Annotated in this window: 14 protein-coding genes; 11 read left to right on the top strand and 3 right to left on the bottom strand. The window is 35.9% G+C overall.

Translation table 11 applies throughout. The annotated features are described in order from the left end of the window. Positions 1-37 precede the first annotated feature (37 nt). The 4 genes from recQ to DBX25_RS07565 all read left to right on the top strand — a co-directional run bounded on the left by recQ (position 38) and on the right by DBX25_RS07565 (position 5,387). The gene (gene recQ / locus DBX25_RS07580; RefSeq protein ID WP_108670183.1) at positions 38-2,176 is read left to right on the top strand and encodes a DNA helicase RecQ; all 2,139 of its coding nucleotides are present in this window, start codon (positions 38-40) and stop codon (positions 2,174-2,176) included. 88 nt (positions 2,177-2,264) lie between these two features. After that, on the top strand, positions 2,265-4,124 hold the full coding sequence (locus DBX25_RS07575; protein ID WP_108670182.1) for a monovalent cation:proton antiporter family protein: 1,860 nt from the start codon (positions 2,265-2,267) through the stop codon (positions 4,122-4,124). A gap of 400 nt (positions 4,125-4,524) precedes the next feature. Continuing rightward, positions 4,525-4,779: an aspartyl-phosphate phosphatase Spo0E family protein gene (locus DBX25_RS07570; protein WP_108670181.1), complete on the top strand. Its 255-nt coding sequence runs from the start codon at positions 4,525-4,527 to the stop codon at positions 4,777-4,779. A gap of 122 nt (positions 4,780-4,901) precedes the next feature. Continuing rightward, positions 4,902-5,387 (top strand): PilZ domain-containing protein, encoded by a 486-nt coding sequence (locus DBX25_RS07565; protein ID WP_157950909.1) that lies wholly within the window; start codon positions 4,902-4,904, stop codon positions 5,385-5,387. Positions 5,388-5,538: 151 nt separating this feature from the next. Here the strand turns inward: DBX25_RS07565 and DBX25_RS07560 are convergent, their stop codons facing one another. Further along, positions 5,539-6,267, bottom strand: coding sequence for a ZIP family metal transporter (locus DBX25_RS07560; RefSeq protein WP_108670179.1), 729 nt, complete (start codon positions 6,265-6,267; stop codon positions 5,539-5,541). Positions 6,268-6,646: 379 nt separating this feature from the next. Between DBX25_RS07560 and DBX25_RS07555 the strand changes: the two genes are divergently transcribed. Genes DBX25_RS07555 through DBX25_RS07540 form a run of 4 tightly spaced genes read left to right on the top strand, consistent with a single transcriptional unit; the run spans position 6,647 to position 10,079 of the window. Next, positions 6,647-7,456 (top strand): electron transfer flavoprotein subunit beta/FixA family protein, encoded by an 810-nt coding sequence (locus DBX25_RS07555; RefSeq protein WP_108670178.1) that lies wholly within the window; start codon positions 6,647-6,649, stop codon positions 7,454-7,456. A gap of 25 nt (positions 7,457-7,481) precedes the next feature. Further along, a complete protein-coding gene (locus tag DBX25_RS07550; protein WP_108670177.1) occupies positions 7,482-8,519 on the top strand; it encodes an electron transfer flavoprotein subunit alpha/FixB family protein in 1,038 nt (345 codons plus the stop codon). Continuing rightward, a complete protein-coding gene (locus DBX25_RS07545; RefSeq protein ID WP_108670176.1) occupies positions 8,503-9,798 on the top strand; it encodes an FAD-dependent oxidoreductase in 1,296 nt (431 codons plus the stop codon). The genes DBX25_RS07550 and DBX25_RS07545 overlap by 17 nt, the downstream gene beginning before the upstream one ends. Further along, the gene (locus DBX25_RS07540; RefSeq protein ID WP_108670175.1) at positions 9,780-10,079 is read left to right on the top strand and encodes a ferredoxin family protein; all 300 of its coding nucleotides are present in this window, start codon (positions 9,780-9,782) and stop codon (positions 10,077-10,079) included. The genes DBX25_RS07545 and DBX25_RS07540 overlap by 19 nt, the downstream gene beginning before the upstream one ends. A gap of 307 nt (positions 10,080-10,386) precedes the next feature. On the opposite strand, the gene DBX25_RS07535 is transcribed toward DBX25_RS07540, so the two are convergent. Further along, a complete protein-coding gene (locus DBX25_RS07535; protein ID WP_108670174.1) occupies positions 10,387-10,731 on the bottom strand; it encodes a hypothetical protein in 345 nt (114 codons plus the stop codon). 356 nt (positions 10,732-11,087) lie between these two features. Here DBX25_RS07535 and DBX25_RS07530 point away from each other — a divergent pair, with 356 nt between their 5' ends. Further along, positions 11,088-11,522: a MarR family winged helix-turn-helix transcriptional regulator gene (locus DBX25_RS07530; protein WP_108670173.1), complete on the top strand. Its 435-nt coding sequence runs from the start codon at positions 11,088-11,090 to the stop codon at positions 11,520-11,522. Positions 11,523-11,800: 278 nt separating this feature from the next. Further along, positions 11,801-13,495 (top strand): M3 family oligoendopeptidase, encoded by a 1,695-nt coding sequence (locus DBX25_RS07525; protein WP_108670172.1) that lies wholly within the window; start codon positions 11,801-11,803, stop codon positions 13,493-13,495. Positions 13,496-14,278: 783 nt separating this feature from the next. On the opposite strand, the gene DBX25_RS07520 is transcribed toward DBX25_RS07525, so the two are convergent. Then, positions 14,279-17,314, bottom strand: coding sequence for an efflux RND transporter permease subunit (locus tag DBX25_RS07520; protein ID WP_108670171.1), 3,036 nt, complete (start codon positions 17,312-17,314; stop codon positions 14,279-14,281). Positions 17,315-17,504: 190 nt separating this feature from the next. On the opposite strand from DBX25_RS07520, the gene DBX25_RS07515 reads away from it, so the two are divergent. Next, positions 17,505-18,449: an alpha/beta hydrolase gene (locus tag DBX25_RS07515; protein ID WP_108670170.1), complete on the top strand. Its 945-nt coding sequence runs from the start codon at positions 17,505-17,507 to the stop codon at positions 18,447-18,449.

The raw sequence follows: 18,449 nt of genomic DNA, 5'->3' as shown, positions 1-18,449 counted from the left end.
TGATAAGAGCAAATAGAAATTGAGCGGAGGAGAAATTTTGTTAAAACTAGCAGAGGAATACTTACAAAAGTTTTTCGGATATTCAAAGTTTCGAAAGGGTCAGGAAGAAGCCATCGTAAATGTCTTAGAGAAAAAGCAATCCTCAGTTTGCATCATGCCAACGGGCGGAGGGAAATCCATTTGTTATCAAATACCTGCTCTTTTGCTAGAAGGGACAACTCTAGTTATTTCACCATTGATTTCTCTAATGAAAGACCAAGTGGATGCATTGAATATGAACGGAATTCCGGCATCGTATATTAATAGTTCATTATCCAGTCAAGACATAAATGAGAGGCTAGAGCTTACAAAGCAAGGTAGATATAAGCTTTTGTATATTGCTCCTGAAAGATTGCAATCCTTTGATTTTATTAAAGAAATAGAGAAGCTTAAAATTCCTCTTGTTGCTGTGGATGAAGCTCATTGTATATCACAATGGGGTCATGATTTCAGACCTAGCTATATGCATATTAATGAGATGATTAAGAGATTGAATGGAGAACCCATTGTACTCGCCCTGACAGCAACTGCTACACCTATCGTAAAAGAGGATATTTGTCGATTATTACAGATAGATGAAAAAAATGTAGTTCTAACTGGCTTTAGTCGAGATAATCTATCGTTCCACCTTGTAAAAGGAGAGGACAAGATGGCCTATCTCGAAAGGTACATAGAGAAAAATATCAGTGAATCTGGAATCATCTATGCTTCAACTCGAAAAGAAGTAGATCGAATATCAGCACATCTTCGGAAAAAAGGCTTAAAGGTTGGACGATACCATGCCGGAATGAATGATGAGGATCGGAGCATTGAACAAGAGGATTTCCTCCAAGATCGACTAAGCATCATTGTTGCAACTTCAGCATTTGGTATGGGAATCAACAAGTCTAATATAAGATACGTAATCCATTATCAAATGCCAAAGGATATGGAAAGCTATTATCAAGAAGCGGGTAGGGCAGGCCGTGATGGGGAGCCGAGTGAATGTTTGCTTCTTTATTCTCCACAGGATGTACAAATTCAACGTTTTTTAATTGAGCAAACTACATTCGATCGAGAACGGCTCGTTCAACAGTTAGAGAAATTAAGGCAGATGATGGATTACTGCCATACAGAAAGTTGCCTTCAGTCCTTCATTCTACGTTACTTTGGCGAAAATAATCCGATTGATTGTGGAAAATGTAGCAATTGTACGGATACCCGTGAGCTTACTGATGTTACAAGGGATGCACAAATCGTCCTTTCTTGTTTAATTCGCATGGGCGAAAAATTTGGCAAGACGATGGTAGCACAGGTATTAACTGCATCTAAAAATAAGAAACTGATGGAAAGCAATTATCAAACTTTAACTACTTATGGAATGATGAAGGATAGGTCCGTACAGGAAGTAAATGAATTCATAGAGTTCTTAACTTCGGAATTATATATAGGAGTAACAACAGGTCAATTTCCCACTTTATTTGTTACCAATTCGGGAAAGGAAGTTCTGTTAGGGAAAAAGAGTGTTTTACGTAAAACAAGAATGCTAACTAGAAAAGTTGTACAGGATGATGAACTATTCAATCATTTGAGAGAACTTCGGAAATCCATCGCATCGCAGGAAAATGTACCACCATTTGTCATCTTTTCAGACGTTACACTGCGTGATATGTGCAGCAAGCTACCCTTTACTTTAGATGAATTTTTAAGAATTAAAGGCGTCGGGGAACAGAAAATGCAAAAGTACGGTGAAACATTTATCGGTGAGATACGAGATTTTTGTGAAACGAATCCCGATAGAGTTCGCCGGGAAGTAGATGAAGAGCCAATAATCAAACCAAAGGCTAAAACACCAAAAGATTCACACTTAGAAAGCTATAAAATGTTCCAATCGGGAATGGGAACTACAGAAATTGCTCATCTACGTGAAATCACAGAAGACACAGTTGGGAGCCATCTGCTCCGATGTATTGAAGAAGGTTATGAAGTGGATTGGAATCGCCTTGTCTCAGACGATACAGAAAAAATTATTCAAGCAGCGGTTCAGAAAGTTGGGAGTGATAAGTTAAAACCTATTAAAGAAGAAGTTCCGGACTATATTTCATACAGTACGATTAAACTTGTATTAGGCAAATGGAGAATCGGAGTGAATAGTTAGGTATTATGACTGGAGCTATTGAGTAGGCTATAAATTATAAGATTTCTTTATTTCATGAATAACACCCATTGACCATAAGGGGGATAAGATGGATCATCATGCTTCTGTAACATCCTTAGTGATAGTAATGACTGTTGCATTTTTAACACCAATACTCATGCATCGACTTAAGCTAAATTTTATACCTGTGGTAGTTGCGGAAATATTAATGGGATTAATGATTGGTAAAAGTGGACTGAATATCGTTCATGATGATGTGTGGTTAGGTACATTATCCACTCTTGGTTTCATATTTTTAATGTTTCTAAGTGGGCTAGAGATTGATTTTACAACCTTTAGTAGGAAGAATGATAAGGAAAAACAATCAGAAGGAGAATCACAACCTAATACTTTTATAGTTGCAAGTATAATATTTGTCGGTATCTTTCTATTATCATTGGGTTTATCCTATTTATTCGTTTACTTAAAATTTATCGAAAATGCATTCTTGATGACCCTTATCATTTCTACCATCTCATTAGGCGTTGTACTTCCTACCCTAAAGGAAGCACATTTAACAAAGACAAATATTGGCCAGATCATTCTTTTGGTTGCTGTAATTGCTGATTTAGTGACTATGATATTATTGGCCGTATTCGTTTCTCTGTATGATAAAAACGGAGGAAATACATGGTTATTACTCGTACTGTTTGTCGCAGGTGTCGGTTTGTACTTCATAGGAAAGAAGTTTAAAAATGGAAAGTTCTTTGAAGGCATGTCAAAAGGAACCGTTCAGATTGGTACAAGAGCTGTTTTCGCCTTAATTATCATTTTAGTAGCTGTATCCGAAACGGTAGGTGCTGAAAATATATTAGGTGCTTTTTTAGCTGGGGTGTTGGTGTCTCTACTATCACCTAATCAAGAGATGGTCCATAAGCTCGATTCGTTTGGTTATGGGTTCTTAATCCCAATATTTTTTGTAATGGTTGGAGTTAATTTGGATATTTGGTCTTTATTCAGTGATCCAAAGTTGCTGTTATTGATTCCAATATTATTCTTTGCTTTGCTAGTATCCAAACTTATCCCTACGTTAGTTCTGTTCAAATGGTTTGATAAAAAAACGGTAATCGCATCTGGTTTTCTGTTAACCTCTACGCTATCACTTGTAATAGCAGCGGCCACCATTGGTGAGAGAATGACCATCATTACTCCAGAAATGAATGGGACACTTATTTTAGTCGGTATTTTAACGAGTGTGATAACACCAATTGTATTTAAAAAGCTATTCCCACAAGAAGATATCAAGGAACGTAAATTCAAGGTTGCTTTTGTTGGTACCAATCAGTTCACTATGCCGGTTTCACTTGAGTTGAAATCCAACTTATATGAACCCACTTTATATCATGTCAAACAAGAAAAAGCTGAGCTCCAAACGGCAGATACGGTATTTGATATCGTTGAGATTGAAGACTATTCTTTAGAGTCACTAGAAAAGACCACTCTCTTACAATCCGATATTGTAGTGGTTTCTACAGGTGACGATATATTAAATGCTAAACTAGCCATAGCGATAAAAGAAAAAGGAATTGAAAGAGTAATTGTTCGAATCGAAACATCACTTTATGAAGAGAAGTTAAAAGAAAAGGAAATTGAGGTTTTCTCGGTGTTAATGTCTACGAAAATATTGATGAGAGCGATTATTGAATCGCCAAGCTTAATGGATATATTATCTAATCGTGAAACTTCATTGTATGAAATCAAAATGATGAATGATCAATATGTAGGTTTAAGTATAAGAAGGTTTCCTTTTACTGGCGATGTGATTTTTGTAAGAATCTTTAGAGGAAAAGATAGCTTAGTTCCACATGGAGATACGGAAATGAAAATGAATGATCGCTTGATTGTTACTGGATCGAAAGAATATGTAGATGAATTAAAACGTGAATTAGAATTTTGCGAAAGATGTTAATCGAAGAAACAGCCGCTATGGGGAAATCCATAGCGTTTTATTTTGTATTTAATGTAAGAAGATAGGCAGCAAAGAAGTAGTGGACAAGTATAAATACAACTAGACAATAGTTAGCACTCGGGCATAAGTTATCCAAGTTTTTTGAACGATGTTTTTATAAGCTAAATTCCAAAACAAAGACTTGTAAATCTGTGTTTAAATATTACAAAAAATCCCAAAATCTACCTAACAAATCGAAAGAAACTTGTCGAATTTTAGTGTAAAAACGGAGGTGTTTTAGGGCTTTTTAGTTCTTTTTGTCTACTTTTGCGATTCTGTTTACATCGTGTTAAATATTTGTAATAATCCTAAAGTAACTACAGAAAGTACAGTTTAATTTGAGAGGAAGACGTGCAAAATCATGAGCGAAAAATCCATTGAAATGATGGAATTGGAGATTCAAAAATTGCGGTATCGAATGATTACACATGCGAATGAATTCGGGTATACAGATGAGAAAACGATTTCTTTCAGCCAAGAATTGGACAAGCTTCTTAACGAATACCAGGTGCGAACTCAGGAAAAACAGGAAGATCGAGAAATTAGGATTTGCTTAAAAAAGATGACCATCATCCTAAAAAAATCTTTTTTTGGGTTAGAGGTTCAATCAATGTAAGTTTCTTTGATATAATGATACCCAGTTATGGAAAAAGGCTGGTATATCAAATGGAAGAAATATGGATTATAACAAATGAAAAAGTTATACCCACGGCTCTTTTTTTTATCGAAGGAGAGCTAATGAATGTGATCGTTAAAAAACCTGAATTATTTGAGACAGGTGAAACAATTACTTTCTTAATTGACCAAAAGAGAATAGAAGCAAAATTAATAAAAAAGCAAGGCTACAATTTATATTTATATTTATCCTTATCTGAGGATTTGCTTGATAATAAGAGGCGAAGAGCGGTAAGAAGTCAAATCAAAGTAAGTGCAAAATTGACGAGTAGGTTAAACTCCTGGGAAGCAGAGGTCCTAGATATCAGCATGAAGGGGATTGCCTTTACAACAAGAGCTGAGCTTCAAGATGGAAGCTATTCTTTAGCCTTTTTAATAGAAGAACAACCAGTATCAATGACGGTAAACATCATTAACAATACAACATGGCATAACTCGATTCGTTACGGTTGTACCATTGAAGGAATGGATCAAACGAGTCAGTATGCAATAAGAAGATATATATTAATGGACCAACTGGAAAAACTGAATACTGCAGAAAGACAATAACGTCTTGTGCAAGCGATTGTACATAATTTTGATGAATAAAGGGACTGATTTAATGTGTCAAAACCATGACCACTAGATCAGTCCCTTTTTGTTTTTCTATTTTAGCTAAAGACGTTTCAAATGCGTCCAATCAACATTTGACCATATTGAATTATATCCCTAATAGTAAAATCATAAACAATAATCCTATTATGAAAGAGTAAGTGGAGGTTCGTTCGTTTCCGTCTCCATGACTTTCTGGTATTAATTCTTTGTAAATGATAAAGAGCATAGCTCCTGCGGCAAAGGAAAGTCCATAAGGTACAAGATTTTGAACAAAAGAAGTTAATGAATAACCTAATAAGGAAGTGACAATTTCGATTGCACCCGTCAAGGTAGCGATGACAAATGCTTTAAATTTACTAATTTTTTGATTGACTAGAAATAGAGCAACTAACAATCCTTCAGGAGCATTTTGAAGACCGATTGCAAAGGCAATCAAGTTTCCTGTATCACCTGTAGCGGATGCATAGCTTACCCCTACTGACAATCCTTCGGGTATGTTATGAAGGGTAATGGCAGAAATAATAAGCATTGCTTTTTCATCGAATTCAATTCCTTGTCTTGAATGTTCCAAATCAATGTGTGGAATGTTTTTTTCTAAAAAAGTTAAAGTCACTACCCCTAGAAATACCCCGATACACAATGGAATAAAGCCACCAAGGGCAAGCGCTTCTGGAATGAGCCCCATCAATGATGCTGCCATCATAATTCCTGCTGTAAATGCAAGCATGGTATCTCTCCATCTATGCGTGATAGTGCCAGAGATGAATAAAATGATAGCTGCACCAAGCCCGGTGGACATGGCAGACAAAATACTTCCAACTAGTACATCTTTCATACGATTCTCCTTAACAGATTATGTGATTTTAACAATGATCGTTCATTATTCTAAATAATCCACGTATTTTACTGAATATTTATTACATTATAATCAAGAAATTTTCTATTCTAAAGGATTTTATCTCCATTTCCCTTAATAAGTTATCCTCTTCCACACACTTTCCAGTCTAATTCTGCACCATAATACTATTTTATCCTTTTAGCCCATTTTTGTGACTTGTTCATGCAATGATTCAATTGTAGAACGAATAAGTCATGCGTCTAATTTAGCCGGGATTGGAATATATGTTAATGATACTACATAAAATTCCAGCTAACATAATTCATCCATTATTGTTCAATAGCACCTTAAATTGCGTTAGGAGTGAGACTTTTACATGCATATAGTGGTTTGTGTTAAACAAGTGCCCGATACGAAAATCATTAAGATTAATCCAAAAACGAACACGTTGGACCGAAGAAGTGCGCCGGCTATTTTGAATCCGTATGATGCCCATGCAGTTCAAGAGGCAGTCAAGTTAAAAGCAAAACATGGTGGTGAAGTTTCAGTGGTTTCCATGGGACCTCCACAAGCAGTGGATATCATTAAGAAAAGTGTAGAGATTGGTGCGGATCAAGGATATCTCATTACAGATCGAGCCTTTGCGGGAGCAGATACACTCGCTACTAGCTATGCTTTGTCTAAAGCACTTGACCGCATTTCTAAAGAAAAGCCCATTGATTTAATTATTTGTGGAAAACATGCTATTGACGGTGATACAGGCCAAGTAGGACCAGGTATTGCAAGAAGATTAGATATTCCTCCTGTAACCAATGTTATTGAGGTTTGTGAGATGAATAAAGCGGAAAAAACTGTCGTGATTAAAAGGAAAATTTCTAATGGTTACGAGCTTATACAGTCCCAAACTCCTTGTCTATTAACAGTAGAAAAAGAGATTAATGAAATTGAATATTCTCCTATGCCCAATATGATTAAGGCAGCAAGATATCAACCAATTATTTGGAGTGTAAATGACTTGGAAAACGTGGACAAACTGCAATTAGGATTAAAGGGATCTCCTACCATCGTTGGTAAAATGTTTTCTCCTCCAAAATTAGAAGGGGGAAAAAGGATTGAAGGAGATGTCACAAGTCAAGTGAAACAATTAGTAACATTGTTGATAGAGAAAAAGGAGCTGTTCAAGTAAAGAGAAAGATTCGGAGGGTTGAAACATGTTTGAGGATTATAGAGGGGTATGGGTATTTATAGAACAAAATGAAGGGAGTATAGAAGGGGTTTCTTTGGAGTTGCTTGGAGCTGGAAAAAAACTTGCAGAAAAATTGGAGGTACCGTTGGCTGGGATCCTGCTTGGCCATCAAATTTCTGCATTAGCGAATGAAGTCATCTATTATGGAGCGGATAAAGTATTTGTCATCGATCATCCAGTGCTTGAAACCTACCGAACGGAGTCGTTTATGAAAGGCGTCAATGACTTAGCGAGAAAATATAAACCTGAAATATTCCTTTATGGTGCAACACCAAATGGAAAAGATCTTGCTAGCGCAGTTGCTACAGATTTGAGTACAGGATTAACCGCTGATACCACCATGCTAGATGTTGAACCAACAACTAGATTATTAGAAGCAAGTCGACCGGCATTCGGAGGAAATATTATGGCGACCATCCTTTGCAAAAAACATCGTCCACAGATGGCTACCGTACGCCCAAAAGTAATGAAAGCATTGGAAAGAAATAGTGAAAGAACCGGAGAAATAATTCAAGAATCCATTGATTTGTCTGAAGAAACGATGAGAACGAAAGTATTGAAGATTGTAAGAGATACTGCAAAAGCTACCAATCTTGCAGATGCACACGTGATTGTATGTGGTGGAAAAGGGATGGGAGATCCAAAAGGGTTTGAATTAATCCACGAGTTGGCGGAAGTATTAGGTGCCAGTGTAGGAGGAACACGGGACGTCGTGGAGGCTGGATGGCTCCCACATGAACAGCAAGTAGGTCAGACAGGTGAAACAGTTACTCCAAAACTCTATTTTGCAATCGGTATTTCTGGAGCGATTCAGCATGTGGTAGGAATGAAGAATTCAGAAATGATTATAGCCATTAATAAAAATCCTGAAGCAGCCATATTTGATGTAGCCACCTATGGCATAGTTGGTGATGCACTTGAAATTTTGCCTATATTAATTGAAGAACTGAAACAGGAACTTCATGTAGAAGGAGGGGAAGTGAACTATGCCGGAAAAGTTTGATGTCATCGTCGTTGGTGCAGGCCCAGCAGGAACCTCTTGTGCCTACACGTGTGCGAAAGCGGGATTAAAGGTTATGCAAATCGAACGTGGGGAATATCCTGGTAGCAAGAACGTAATGGGAGGTGTTCTGTACAGAAAACAGATGGAAGAAATTATCCCAGAATTCTGGAAGGATGCACCACTGGAGCGACCGGTAATAGAACAGCGCTTTTGGATGATGGATCAAGAATCGGTTGTTACATTTGGTTACAAAGATTTGGAGTGGGGCAAAGAGCCATTCAACAATTTCACAGTATTACGTGCCAAATTTGATCAATGGTTTGCCTCAAAAGGTGTGGAGGCTGGAGTCCTTCTCATCAATGAAACCGTTGTCACAGAATGTCTTGTCGAGGATGGAAAGGTGGTGGGAGTAAAAACAGATCGACCAAATGGTGAGGTTTACGGGGATGTCGTTGTTTTAGCGGATGGAGTTAACTCATTATTAGGAAAGCAGCTTGGTTTCCATAAAGAGTTCCGTCCCGATGAAGTGGCTTTAACGGTAATGGAAGTTATTAATTTGCCAAAAGAAAAAATTAATGATCGCTTTAATTTAGCCGATGACCAAGGATGTACAATTGAGATTTTTGGGGATTCCACTAAAGGGAATCTTGGTACAGCATTTATTTATACGAACAAGGATAGCATCAATATAGGGGTAGGTACGACTTTATCAAGTATGATTAAAGCTAAAATCAAACCTTATGACTTACTAGATTATTTAAAATCCCACCCAATGGTTAAACCTCTTATTGAAGGCGGTGAACCAGCTGAATATTTAGCCCATCTTATTCCCGAAGGGGGCTATTATTCTGTACCTAAAGTCGTAGGGAACGGAGTGGTAGTGGTTGGAGATGCTGCACAGTTAGTGAACGCGATACATCGTGAAGGATCAAACATGGCAATGGCATCTGGGAAAATGGCAGCTGAAGCTATTATATCCGCGAAAGAAATGGGTGATTTTAGCGAAGCAACACTTAGTAAATACAAAAATGATTTGTATGATAGTTTTATCATTAAAGATTTGAAGAAATATAAAGATGCTACTCATACATTTGAAAATAACCCTGCATACTTTAAAGAATATATTCCAATGATGAATAGAGCTATGAATAAATTCTTCTCAGTCGACGGAACTCCGAAAAAAGATAAGCAAAAGGAAATCATTCGTTCAGTCACTGAAGAGAAAGGTACTTTTAGTGTCTTAAAAGATGTCTATAAAGCTTGGAAGGCGGTGAAATAATATTGTCATCTATTGAAGAAAAACAATATTTAGTCCGATTCAAAGCCGGTAAAAAATCACACCTGACTGTCATGAATCATGATGTTTGTATGACGCAATGTCCAGATAAATTGTGTACCATTTTTTGTCCTGCTGAGGTCTATAAATGGGAAGACATAAGGATGCATGTAGGGTATGAGGGTTGTCATGAATGTGGAAGTTGCCGAATTGGATGCCCCTATGAAAACATTCACTGGGAATATCCAGAAGGTGGCAAGGGGATTATTTTCAGATTAGCTTAAAAGGATTCATCTGTAAAAGCTGTCAATAGGCAGCTTTATTTTTTTTACTTTCAAGCAAAAATGGGGGCAACAAAGAAGTATGTCGACAGAGCGATGCAATTTGGAATAAAGTATAGTTGCAACAAGGTTTTCGCCAATTTTGGTATGGAGCTATCCAATTTTTCTATGTTTTTTTAAAAGAATATGCCTTAAAAATGAAAAAAACCACTTTTCATGAAGGGTTTTACAGGTAAAACATTATGTAGGTTATTTCACATACTGTGTCAAAAAGAAGAGAAATGAAGCTATTTTTCTCTTTTTTGTTTGTTTAACTGATTTTTTGTTGAAAATAGGATTGGACTAAAGTGTCTGATAAAGCCGTATTTTCTATCGACCTCGCTAAATCTATGGCAGTATCGAAACTGTGGTGATAGCTTGAGGTATAATACGGCTTTGTATAATCAAATTCACCTAATTGATTAGTAGGATATACGACAACTTTCCATAAATAAAATTCACTATTTACTGATTCAGGATCTCCTTCAAGAGCAACTAACCAATGGGTAGCGAATAATTCCTCTGTATTTAAATCAGCGAATTTTTTACTATCTTCTAAACCAATTGGAATGATACCTCTTTGATAAAAATCACGATAATTGGCAAAGGCAACCATACAATCTTCCCTCCCCGGCAGAAATTTTTCTGTTCCTTTAATATATGCAGTTGAAAAGGAAAGAAGACTGATTCAATCGTTAATTTTTAGAATTTTTAAAAAATATACTTTTGAACTATATGAAAAATCTTTTTAGTATCGACAATTTACCAAATATTCATTTTTTTCTTAAAATACATTTCTAATTGTAAGGATGTATTCGTGAACATTAATTTGTTTCATAAAAAATAACATTAGCAAACTATTATTTCTCGCAATGGCCGAAAAAGCTAGCTACTATTGACTTGAAAATAGTGATTCTATATACTAATTTTGAAATCGAGACATTATTATTTGGTAAGTTAGGCGGTGTAGACATGAGCAAAGAATCCATCGAACAATCTTTAAAGCTGTTTATCGTTTTATCCAGAGCTCATCGATCTATCAATGATCACGTTAATACATTTATCGCTGCCAATGGTTTAAATCCAACTGAATTTGCTGTATTAGAGCTTTTGTACCACAAAGGCCCTCAACCTCTACAACAAATTGGAGGGAAAATCCTATTAGCTAGCGGTAGTATCACATATGTTGTGGATAAATTAGAGCAAAAAGAATATTTAGTCAGAGAAGCCTGTAAAAAAGACCGTAGAGTGACCTTTGCAACGATTACCGAAAAGGGGAAAGAGTTCATCGAAAGAATCTTCCCTAAACACGAAGAACAAATTGATCAAGTCATGAATGTTTTGACAGAAGAAGAAAAAGCTACGGCAATAACGTTATTAAAAAAATTAGGATTAAGCTTAAATTGATTTGTAGAAATACGAATTTGGTTTCTATCAAATTATCTACAAAAGGAATCGAGAGTACGTTCTCTTGATTCCTTTTGTCATTTTACATATATGGTAGGAGTAATGGGGAATTTCCGCCCCGGGCGCTTGCTTTATGGGGCATGCGTATAGACATGTTTAATCGTCTCCATGTGCTTCGCATTTATCTTTTTAAATTTTTCAAAATTTTCTTACATAAAAAGGATAATCAGTCTATTTTGTAGTATATTTATAGGGAATACATAAAAGGAAGTGATAGGATGAAATTCCAAGATTTTGAGTATAGAAGATTAGATGTTGACTCTATTAAGGAAAAGTTTAATTCCTCTCTTGAACAGTTTAAAAGTGCCGATACTTTTGAAGCTCAAAATGTAGTGATGGAAGAAATCAATGAGTTACGTAATGAAGTTGGGACAATGTTCAATCTTTGCTATATCCGTTATTCAATCAATACTGAGGATGAATTTTACAAACAAGAACAAGAATACATGGATGAAATTCAGCCACTTATGGACGATTTATATACTGAATTCTATAAAGCTCTTGTAGACTCGAAGTTCCGTTCTGAATTAGAGGAGAAGTGGGGGAATCAATTATTTAATTTGGCTGATTCTCAGTTGAAATCATTTAGTCCTGAAATCATTCCGCTTATGCAAAAAGAAAACAAGTTAAAAACGGAATATTCCAAACTGATTGCTTCTGCGAAAATTCAGTTTGATGGAGAAGAGAAAACATTGGCACAACTTGATCCTTATACAGAATCAGTGGATCGTGAAGTGAGAAAATCAGCAACTGAGACGAAATTCCAATACTTTAAAGATCATGAGGCTGAGCTTGACCGCATTTATGATGATTTAGTAAAAGTGCGTACAGAGATGGCTCAAAAGTTAGGTTATAAGGACTTTACAGAATTAGGGTACCATCGTATGCAACGTACAGATTATGATGCTGAGATGGTGGCTAATTTTAGAGACCAAATAAAAGAATTTATCGTACCAATCGTCTCTAAGCTTAAAGCAAGACAAAAAGAACGAATTGGTGTAGACGAATTGAAATTCCACGACATCGGATTCAAGTTCAAAACAGGAAACGCTAAGCCAAAAGGTAATCCAGATTGGATTATTGAAAACGGTAAGAAAATGTATGATGAGCTGTCACAAGAAACAAGTGAGTTTTTCCGTTATATGATTGATACTGATCTAATGGATTTAGTTGCTAAAAAAGGGAAAGAAAGTGGAGGCTATTGTACGTTTATTAATAACTACAAAGCACCTTACATTTTCTCCAACTTTAACGGAACATCTGGTGATATCGATGTACTGACTCACGAGGCGGGTCATGCATTCCAAGTGTATTGTAGTCGTGATATTGAAGTGCCAGACTATGTGTGGTCAACATCTGACGCTGCAGAAATCCACTCTATGAGTATGGAGTTTTTTACATGGCCATGGATGGACGTATTCTTTAAAGAGGACACAGACAAGTATAAGTTCTCTCATTTAGGTGGTGCCTTAACATTCCTACCATACGGTGTAGCAGTTGATGAATTCCAACATGTTGTGTATGCGAAGCCAGAAATGACTCCGGCTGAACGAAAACAAGCATGGAAAGAAATCGAGAAAAAATATCTACCAGAGTGGGATTACGACGGCATCCCATTCCTTGAAGAAGGTGGATATTGGCAAAGACAGGGACATATCTATAGCACTCCATTCTACTATATTGATTATGTATTGGCTCAAATTTGTGCTCTTCAATTCTGGAAACGATCAAGGGAAGAAAAAGAAAAGGCATGGGATGACTACGTGTACCTGTGCAAACAAGGTGGAAGTAAGTCATTTCTTGGATTAGTAGAGGATGCTAACTTAATATCTCCATTCAAAGATGGATGTGTTCAATCAGTGGTTGGTGAAATCGAAGCTTGGTTGGATTCTATAGACGATAAAGCACTATAATAGTGTTATTAATAAATATAATAAAAATGCACGAGCCCATTGGATTTAGAGGGATCGTGCATTTTTTTTGATAGGGAATGTAAGTATATCTTGGAGGATTTGATAAATTGCCGTCTAGTTTTATAAACCTGCCAAGCTTAATAAAAGGGCAACCCTAAAAAGGGATTGCCCACTAAAACTATAACGGGTTCTCTTTTGGAGTGCAAAATGTAAAAAATCAACAAAAATAGCATGCTAAATCGTATATGATTTAGCATGCTATTTTTTATTGGACTAACAACATTTATGGTATTTTAACCTGAGAATTAACACTGTAATTAGCATACCAATTAGCAAAGTGAGAATAAACATTCTCATGCTGTTAGTTTATATGCTAAAACGGTTGTTAATACTTCGATAAATTTGATAGGAAACTCGGCTGTATTTATGCTTCCTTAATTAAGTAACCAGCGAAGTAAAATAAGCGGAGATTTTCCGGTTAAATTCAGAGTGGAGCTCGTTTCGGGTTAAATAAGGGGAGGTTTTCCGGTTATACCAAGCAAAATCCCCTATTTTCATGTATTTCGAGTCAATAGGCGGAATCTCTCCGTCTAATTAAGCTATTTTCAATGCTATTTCCTAATTAAGCGGAATTTTTCCGTCTATTTATCTGATCGGGTAGGACGGAGAATACTCGGAGGCAAAAAAGCATGATGATTAAATTGCTAATCACCATGCTTTTTACTACGTTATTTGTACTGTTATTTACGATTTTGCACCTCAAAAGAGAACCCGTTACTAAAACTATACAGTTTCCTTTATTTTCTCCCTTTTTACAGCACGATAGAAGAATAATTCATAGATTACAGGAATTAAGATTAATGTTAGCAACGTTGACGATGTTAATCCACCGATAACCGTAATTGCAAGTCCTTTAGATATTAGGTTACCAGAAGAGGTAGTTAATGCTAATGGAATTAAAGCAGCAATGGTAGCGAAAGCAGTCATCAGAATAGGACGTAAACGTGTTTTTCCTGCTTCAATTAACGCCTCTCGTACAGACATACCTTTTTCTTCACGATTCTGTCCAATTCGGTCAACAAGAACGATTGCATTAGTTGTAACAATTCCTATTAACATTAATAGTCCAATCATAACACTTACAGACATAGGTTCGTTAGCCAAGTATAGTCCAAGGAAGGAACCTATCGGAACAAAGATTAAAGATGAAAGAATAATAAATGGAATTCTTGCTTTACCAAATGTTATCAACATAGTGATATAAACAAGGCCAATGGCGATAACCATTGCTAATCCAAGTGCTTTAAAGGTCTCGGTCGTTTCGTCACTTCCGCCACCACCTTCAAAGCTAACAGTATCTGGTAACTGGATGTTTTTCTCGACTCCACCAATGACGTCCTTTGTCACCGCTGCAACATTGTTCGATGTAACTTGAGCAGAGACTTGTGCAAAAATTTTGCCGTCTAGCTTTTGTAAAGATGTAAATTCATCAATTTCCTTAATGTCGGCAACATCCTCTAATAAAACAGGTCCCTTGGCAGTGAAAATCTTTAATTTCTGAAGTTTTTCAAGGTTAGGTGAATCTTGATCATATGACAAGATGACATTTCGATCGATTTTACCTAGCACCATAGAGCCAACTGTCATTGGTTTTGTTTGGTCAGATATCGTACCTAAGATTTGAAATCCGGAAAGCCCTAACTCGTCAGCCTTTGTAGAATCAATATCCACAACAATTTGTTTTTGTTTTTCAGAGAAGTTATTAGAAACATACTTTAAATCTTTTTGTTTATTTAAATAAGTTTCTACTTCCGATGCACTTTTCTGTAAATCATCTAGATTATTAGAATAAAGGTTAATGTTTACATTATTGTTAGAAGGAGGTCCACCAGTAGATAATTCCTGGATTCCTATTTTTGTCTCAGGTTCAGCATTTAAGACAATCTCTTCCATTGATTTTTCCAAACTCTTGATAAACGCAGTTACATCCACATTTTCAGTTAGGTTAATAAAATAACTTGCTTGGTTTTTACGTTTTAAACCTGTAGAAAAATCACGGCTGCCAATACCGGCCGTTACTTCTTTAATTTCCTCTTGATCAGCGAACATTTTCTCTATTTCAAGAGAGAGTTCATTCGTTCGTTCTAATGAAGTAGAAGAAGGGAGCTGCATACTTGCTACTAATGTTTTTTGTTCTTCATTCGGAATAAAAGTAAAACCTAACTTAGTTACTAAGAATGACGAACCAAGTAAAGTAAGTATGGAAAGGAAGATAATTAAACCTTTATGATTCAACGACCAAGCAATGCTTTTTCCATAGGCTTTCTGTAATCGTCCTTCTTTTTCTTCTTTTGGTACATGTTTAAACGAAAATTTTGCCAAGATTGGAACAATGGTAACGGAAACGAGTAAAGAAGTTAACAAAGAGAATACAATCGTTAAGGCAAAAGGAAGGAAAAATTCACCCGTAATACCTCCAACAAATCCTAACGGTAAGAAAACAACGACTGTCGTAATCGTAGAAGACGTGATAGCTTTAAGGATTTCTTGCGTTGAATCTAAAATAATCCGGTCATTCATCGTATTATTGGATTTACGAACTCTTCTAAAGATATTCTCAATAACAACGATACTATCATCTACCACACGTCCAACTGCAACAGCCATTCCACCAAGTGTCATAATGTTAAGTGATATATCTAACTGTGCAAGAAAAATAGAGGAAACGAGTAAAGACAACGGGATAGAAATTATGGCAATGATGGTTGCACGGAAATTACGTAAAAATACTAATACCGCTACAGATGCAAATAATGCTCCTAACAATCCTTCTTTAATTAGTGTTTCAATTGATTGTTCAATCCCAGCTGCAGAATCAAATCCAATTGCATAATCTAGTTCTTCCTTATGAGAATCCAAGACCTCACGAACTTTTTCTGCTACCTCTACTGTATTGGCATCTTGCTTTTTCGTGATGGCCATTGATAAGGAATCCTTCATGTTAAATCGTGTAAATTCCTCTTTTTCTGTAACCTCTTCAACAGTAGCAAGGTCTCCTAACTTAATTGAGGGACTGTTAGGGATAAACGACGATTTTATTGAAATATTCTTCAGTTTCTCGATGGTGTCTACCTTTTCCTGAACCCTTACTGGAACTTCCAATTGATTGTCTGAAATATTACCAGCAGGGAAAGAGAGGTTTTTCCCATTTATTTCATCTTTAATTTGTGATAATGAAATGCCATATTGTGAACTTTTAACAGAATCCACAGTAATTTGAAGTAGTTCTTCTTCCATTCCACCGACTGAAACGCTGTTTACTCCTGGAATCTTATTAATCTCTGGCACTATTGTATCTTCTACAATCCCCTGTAAATCTGATCCTTCTTTTGAAAATAAGGAGATATTGTAAATAGGGAATGTTCCAAACGAAAAACGATTAATTTTTGTTTGAACATTTTCAGGTAAATTAGCTTCTTTAATAATATTACTAGCAAGCTGTTCGGCATCATCCATATTGCTACTGAAAGGAAACTCCAGATTAATAATAGAAATGCTTTCAAACGAGGAACTTTGAATTTTTTTGACTCCATCTATTCCTTTTAATCGATCTTCTAATTTAGAAGTAACGTTTTCATTGATATCCTGTGGTGAAGCTCCAGGATATATAACTTCTATAGAGAGTTGTGGAAATTCAATATTCGGAAGTAAATCCACTTTCAATTGAGAAAAAGAAAATAACCCTCCTAATATTAACAGGAAAGAAATAATAAACACTGCTACAGCATTTTTTAAACTAAACTTAGTTAAAAAGTTCATTTTCCGACATCCCTCACTTTTAATTTTTTTTATTTGGATAGTAATTATTATACACTATGTATAACTTTTGTATAGGTGTAGAATGTTTTAATAAAAGTAAAATCACCTAGAAAATTTATTTTTTACCTGAACTTTTTTCAACTTCAATCGTTTAATGGGTACTTATAAGCAATGAAAGGGAGTAGGCGTTATGAGAAATATAGAAGTTGAAATTCATTCATCCGTATGTCTAAAAGGAACTTTATCATTTCCAGATATCAAGCAGGAGCAATATCCAGTGATATTAATATTACCAGGTTCAGGAAATAATGACCGAGATGGAAATAACATAAAAATGAAGCTAGTAGGTAATTTATATCAAAAAATAGCAGAGGAATTTGCAAGAATGGGATTTGCCTCTTTAAGATACGATAAAAGGGGAGCTGGAAAGAGCGGTGGGGAACCTTTAACAACAGGATTCTTGGATTTAGTGGAAGATGCTGATGTTGCATTCCAGTTCTTAAAGGAGCACCCAGAAGTAGACCCTACTAAGATTTTCTTATTTGGACATAGTGAAGGAAGCTTTATATGTCCTGCGGTCAGTCTAAAGCAACAAGCGGCTGGCATTATATTAGTGTCTGGTGGGGGAGAGACTATGGAAAGTTCAACAAACCACCAAAAACAAATGACTTACAAAGAGTTGATGGAAAACAAAGGGATCTTAGGATGGCTTGTCAGAACGTTCAAGCTCGTTGATAAAGCCATTAAAAAGGACAAAAAGGTAATGGCAAAAATTATGGAGTCACAGAATAACTCACTTCGGATTGATGGTAAAAAAATGCCCGTAAAATATATAAGAGAAGCATTCGGATATAACGTAATTAAAGACTTGGAAAAAGTAACATGTTCGGTATTAGCTTTAGGTGGAACGAAAGATTTACAAACTAGAGCGGAAAAAATGGAAAATCTTCGCGATTGGGTTAAGGGAGATGTTTCTATTCATACGATACATGACATGGGCCATGATCTTAAAATACACGAAGAAGAAGTAAAGTTTCTTAGCCTAATAAAATCCTTTAAAAATAAAATGCATGCTCCTTTGGCGCCTGAATTCGTTTCACAAATGGAAGAATGGTTGATTGCTAGAAAAATGTAA

The sequence above is a fragment of the Peribacillus acanthi genome (assembly GCF_003073175.1).
GTDB lineage: Bacteria > Bacillota > Bacilli > Bacillales > DSM-1321 > Bacillus_BN > Bacillus_BN acanthi.
Note: the sequence above shows the minus strand (reverse complement) of the source record. Positions and strands in the feature narration are given on the sequence as shown.

What these genes read in the sequence shown, in the direction of transcription:
- DBX25_RS07545 (WP_108670176.1), top strand. Translation starts at nt 8,503, where the DNA reads ATGCCGGAAAAGTTTGATGTCATCGTCGTTGGTGCAGGCCCAGCAGGA.
- DBX25_RS07575 (WP_108670182.1), top strand. Translation starts at nt 2,265, where the DNA reads ATGGATCATCATGCTTCTGTAACATCCTTAGTGATAGTAATGACTGTT.
- DBX25_RS07565 (WP_157950909.1), top strand. Translation starts at nt 4,902, where the DNA reads ATGAATGTGATCGTTAAAAAACCTGAATTATTTGAGACAGGTGAAACA.
- DBX25_RS07535 (WP_108670174.1), bottom strand. Translation starts at nt 10,731, where the DNA reads ATGGTTGCCTTTGCCAATTATCGTGATTTTTATCAAAGAGGTATCATT.
- DBX25_RS07550 (WP_108670177.1), top strand. Translation starts at nt 7,482, where the DNA reads ATGTTTGAGGATTATAGAGGGGTATGGGTATTTATAGAACAAAATGAA.
- DBX25_RS07570 (WP_108670181.1), top strand. Translation starts at nt 4,525, where the DNA reads ATGAGCGAAAAATCCATTGAAATGATGGAATTGGAGATTCAAAAATTG.
- DBX25_RS07525 (WP_108670172.1), top strand. Translation starts at nt 11,801, where the DNA reads ATGAAATTCCAAGATTTTGAGTATAGAAGATTAGATGTTGACTCTATT.
- DBX25_RS07560 (WP_108670179.1), bottom strand. Translation starts at nt 6,267, where the DNA reads ATGAAAGATGTACTAGTTGGAAGTATTTTGTCTGCCATGTCCACCGGG.
- DBX25_RS07520 (WP_108670171.1), bottom strand. Translation starts at nt 17,314, where the DNA reads ATGAACTTTTTAACTAAGTTTAGTTTAAAAAATGCTGTAGCAGTGTTT.
- DBX25_RS07530 (WP_108670173.1), top strand. Translation starts at nt 11,088, where the DNA reads ATGAGCAAAGAATCCATCGAACAATCTTTAAAGCTGTTTATCGTTTTA.
- DBX25_RS07515 (WP_108670170.1), top strand. Translation starts at nt 17,505, where the DNA reads ATGAGAAATATAGAAGTTGAAATTCATTCATCCGTATGTCTAAAAGGA.
- DBX25_RS07555 (WP_108670178.1), top strand. Translation starts at nt 6,647, where the DNA reads ATGCATATAGTGGTTTGTGTTAAACAAGTGCCCGATACGAAAATCATT.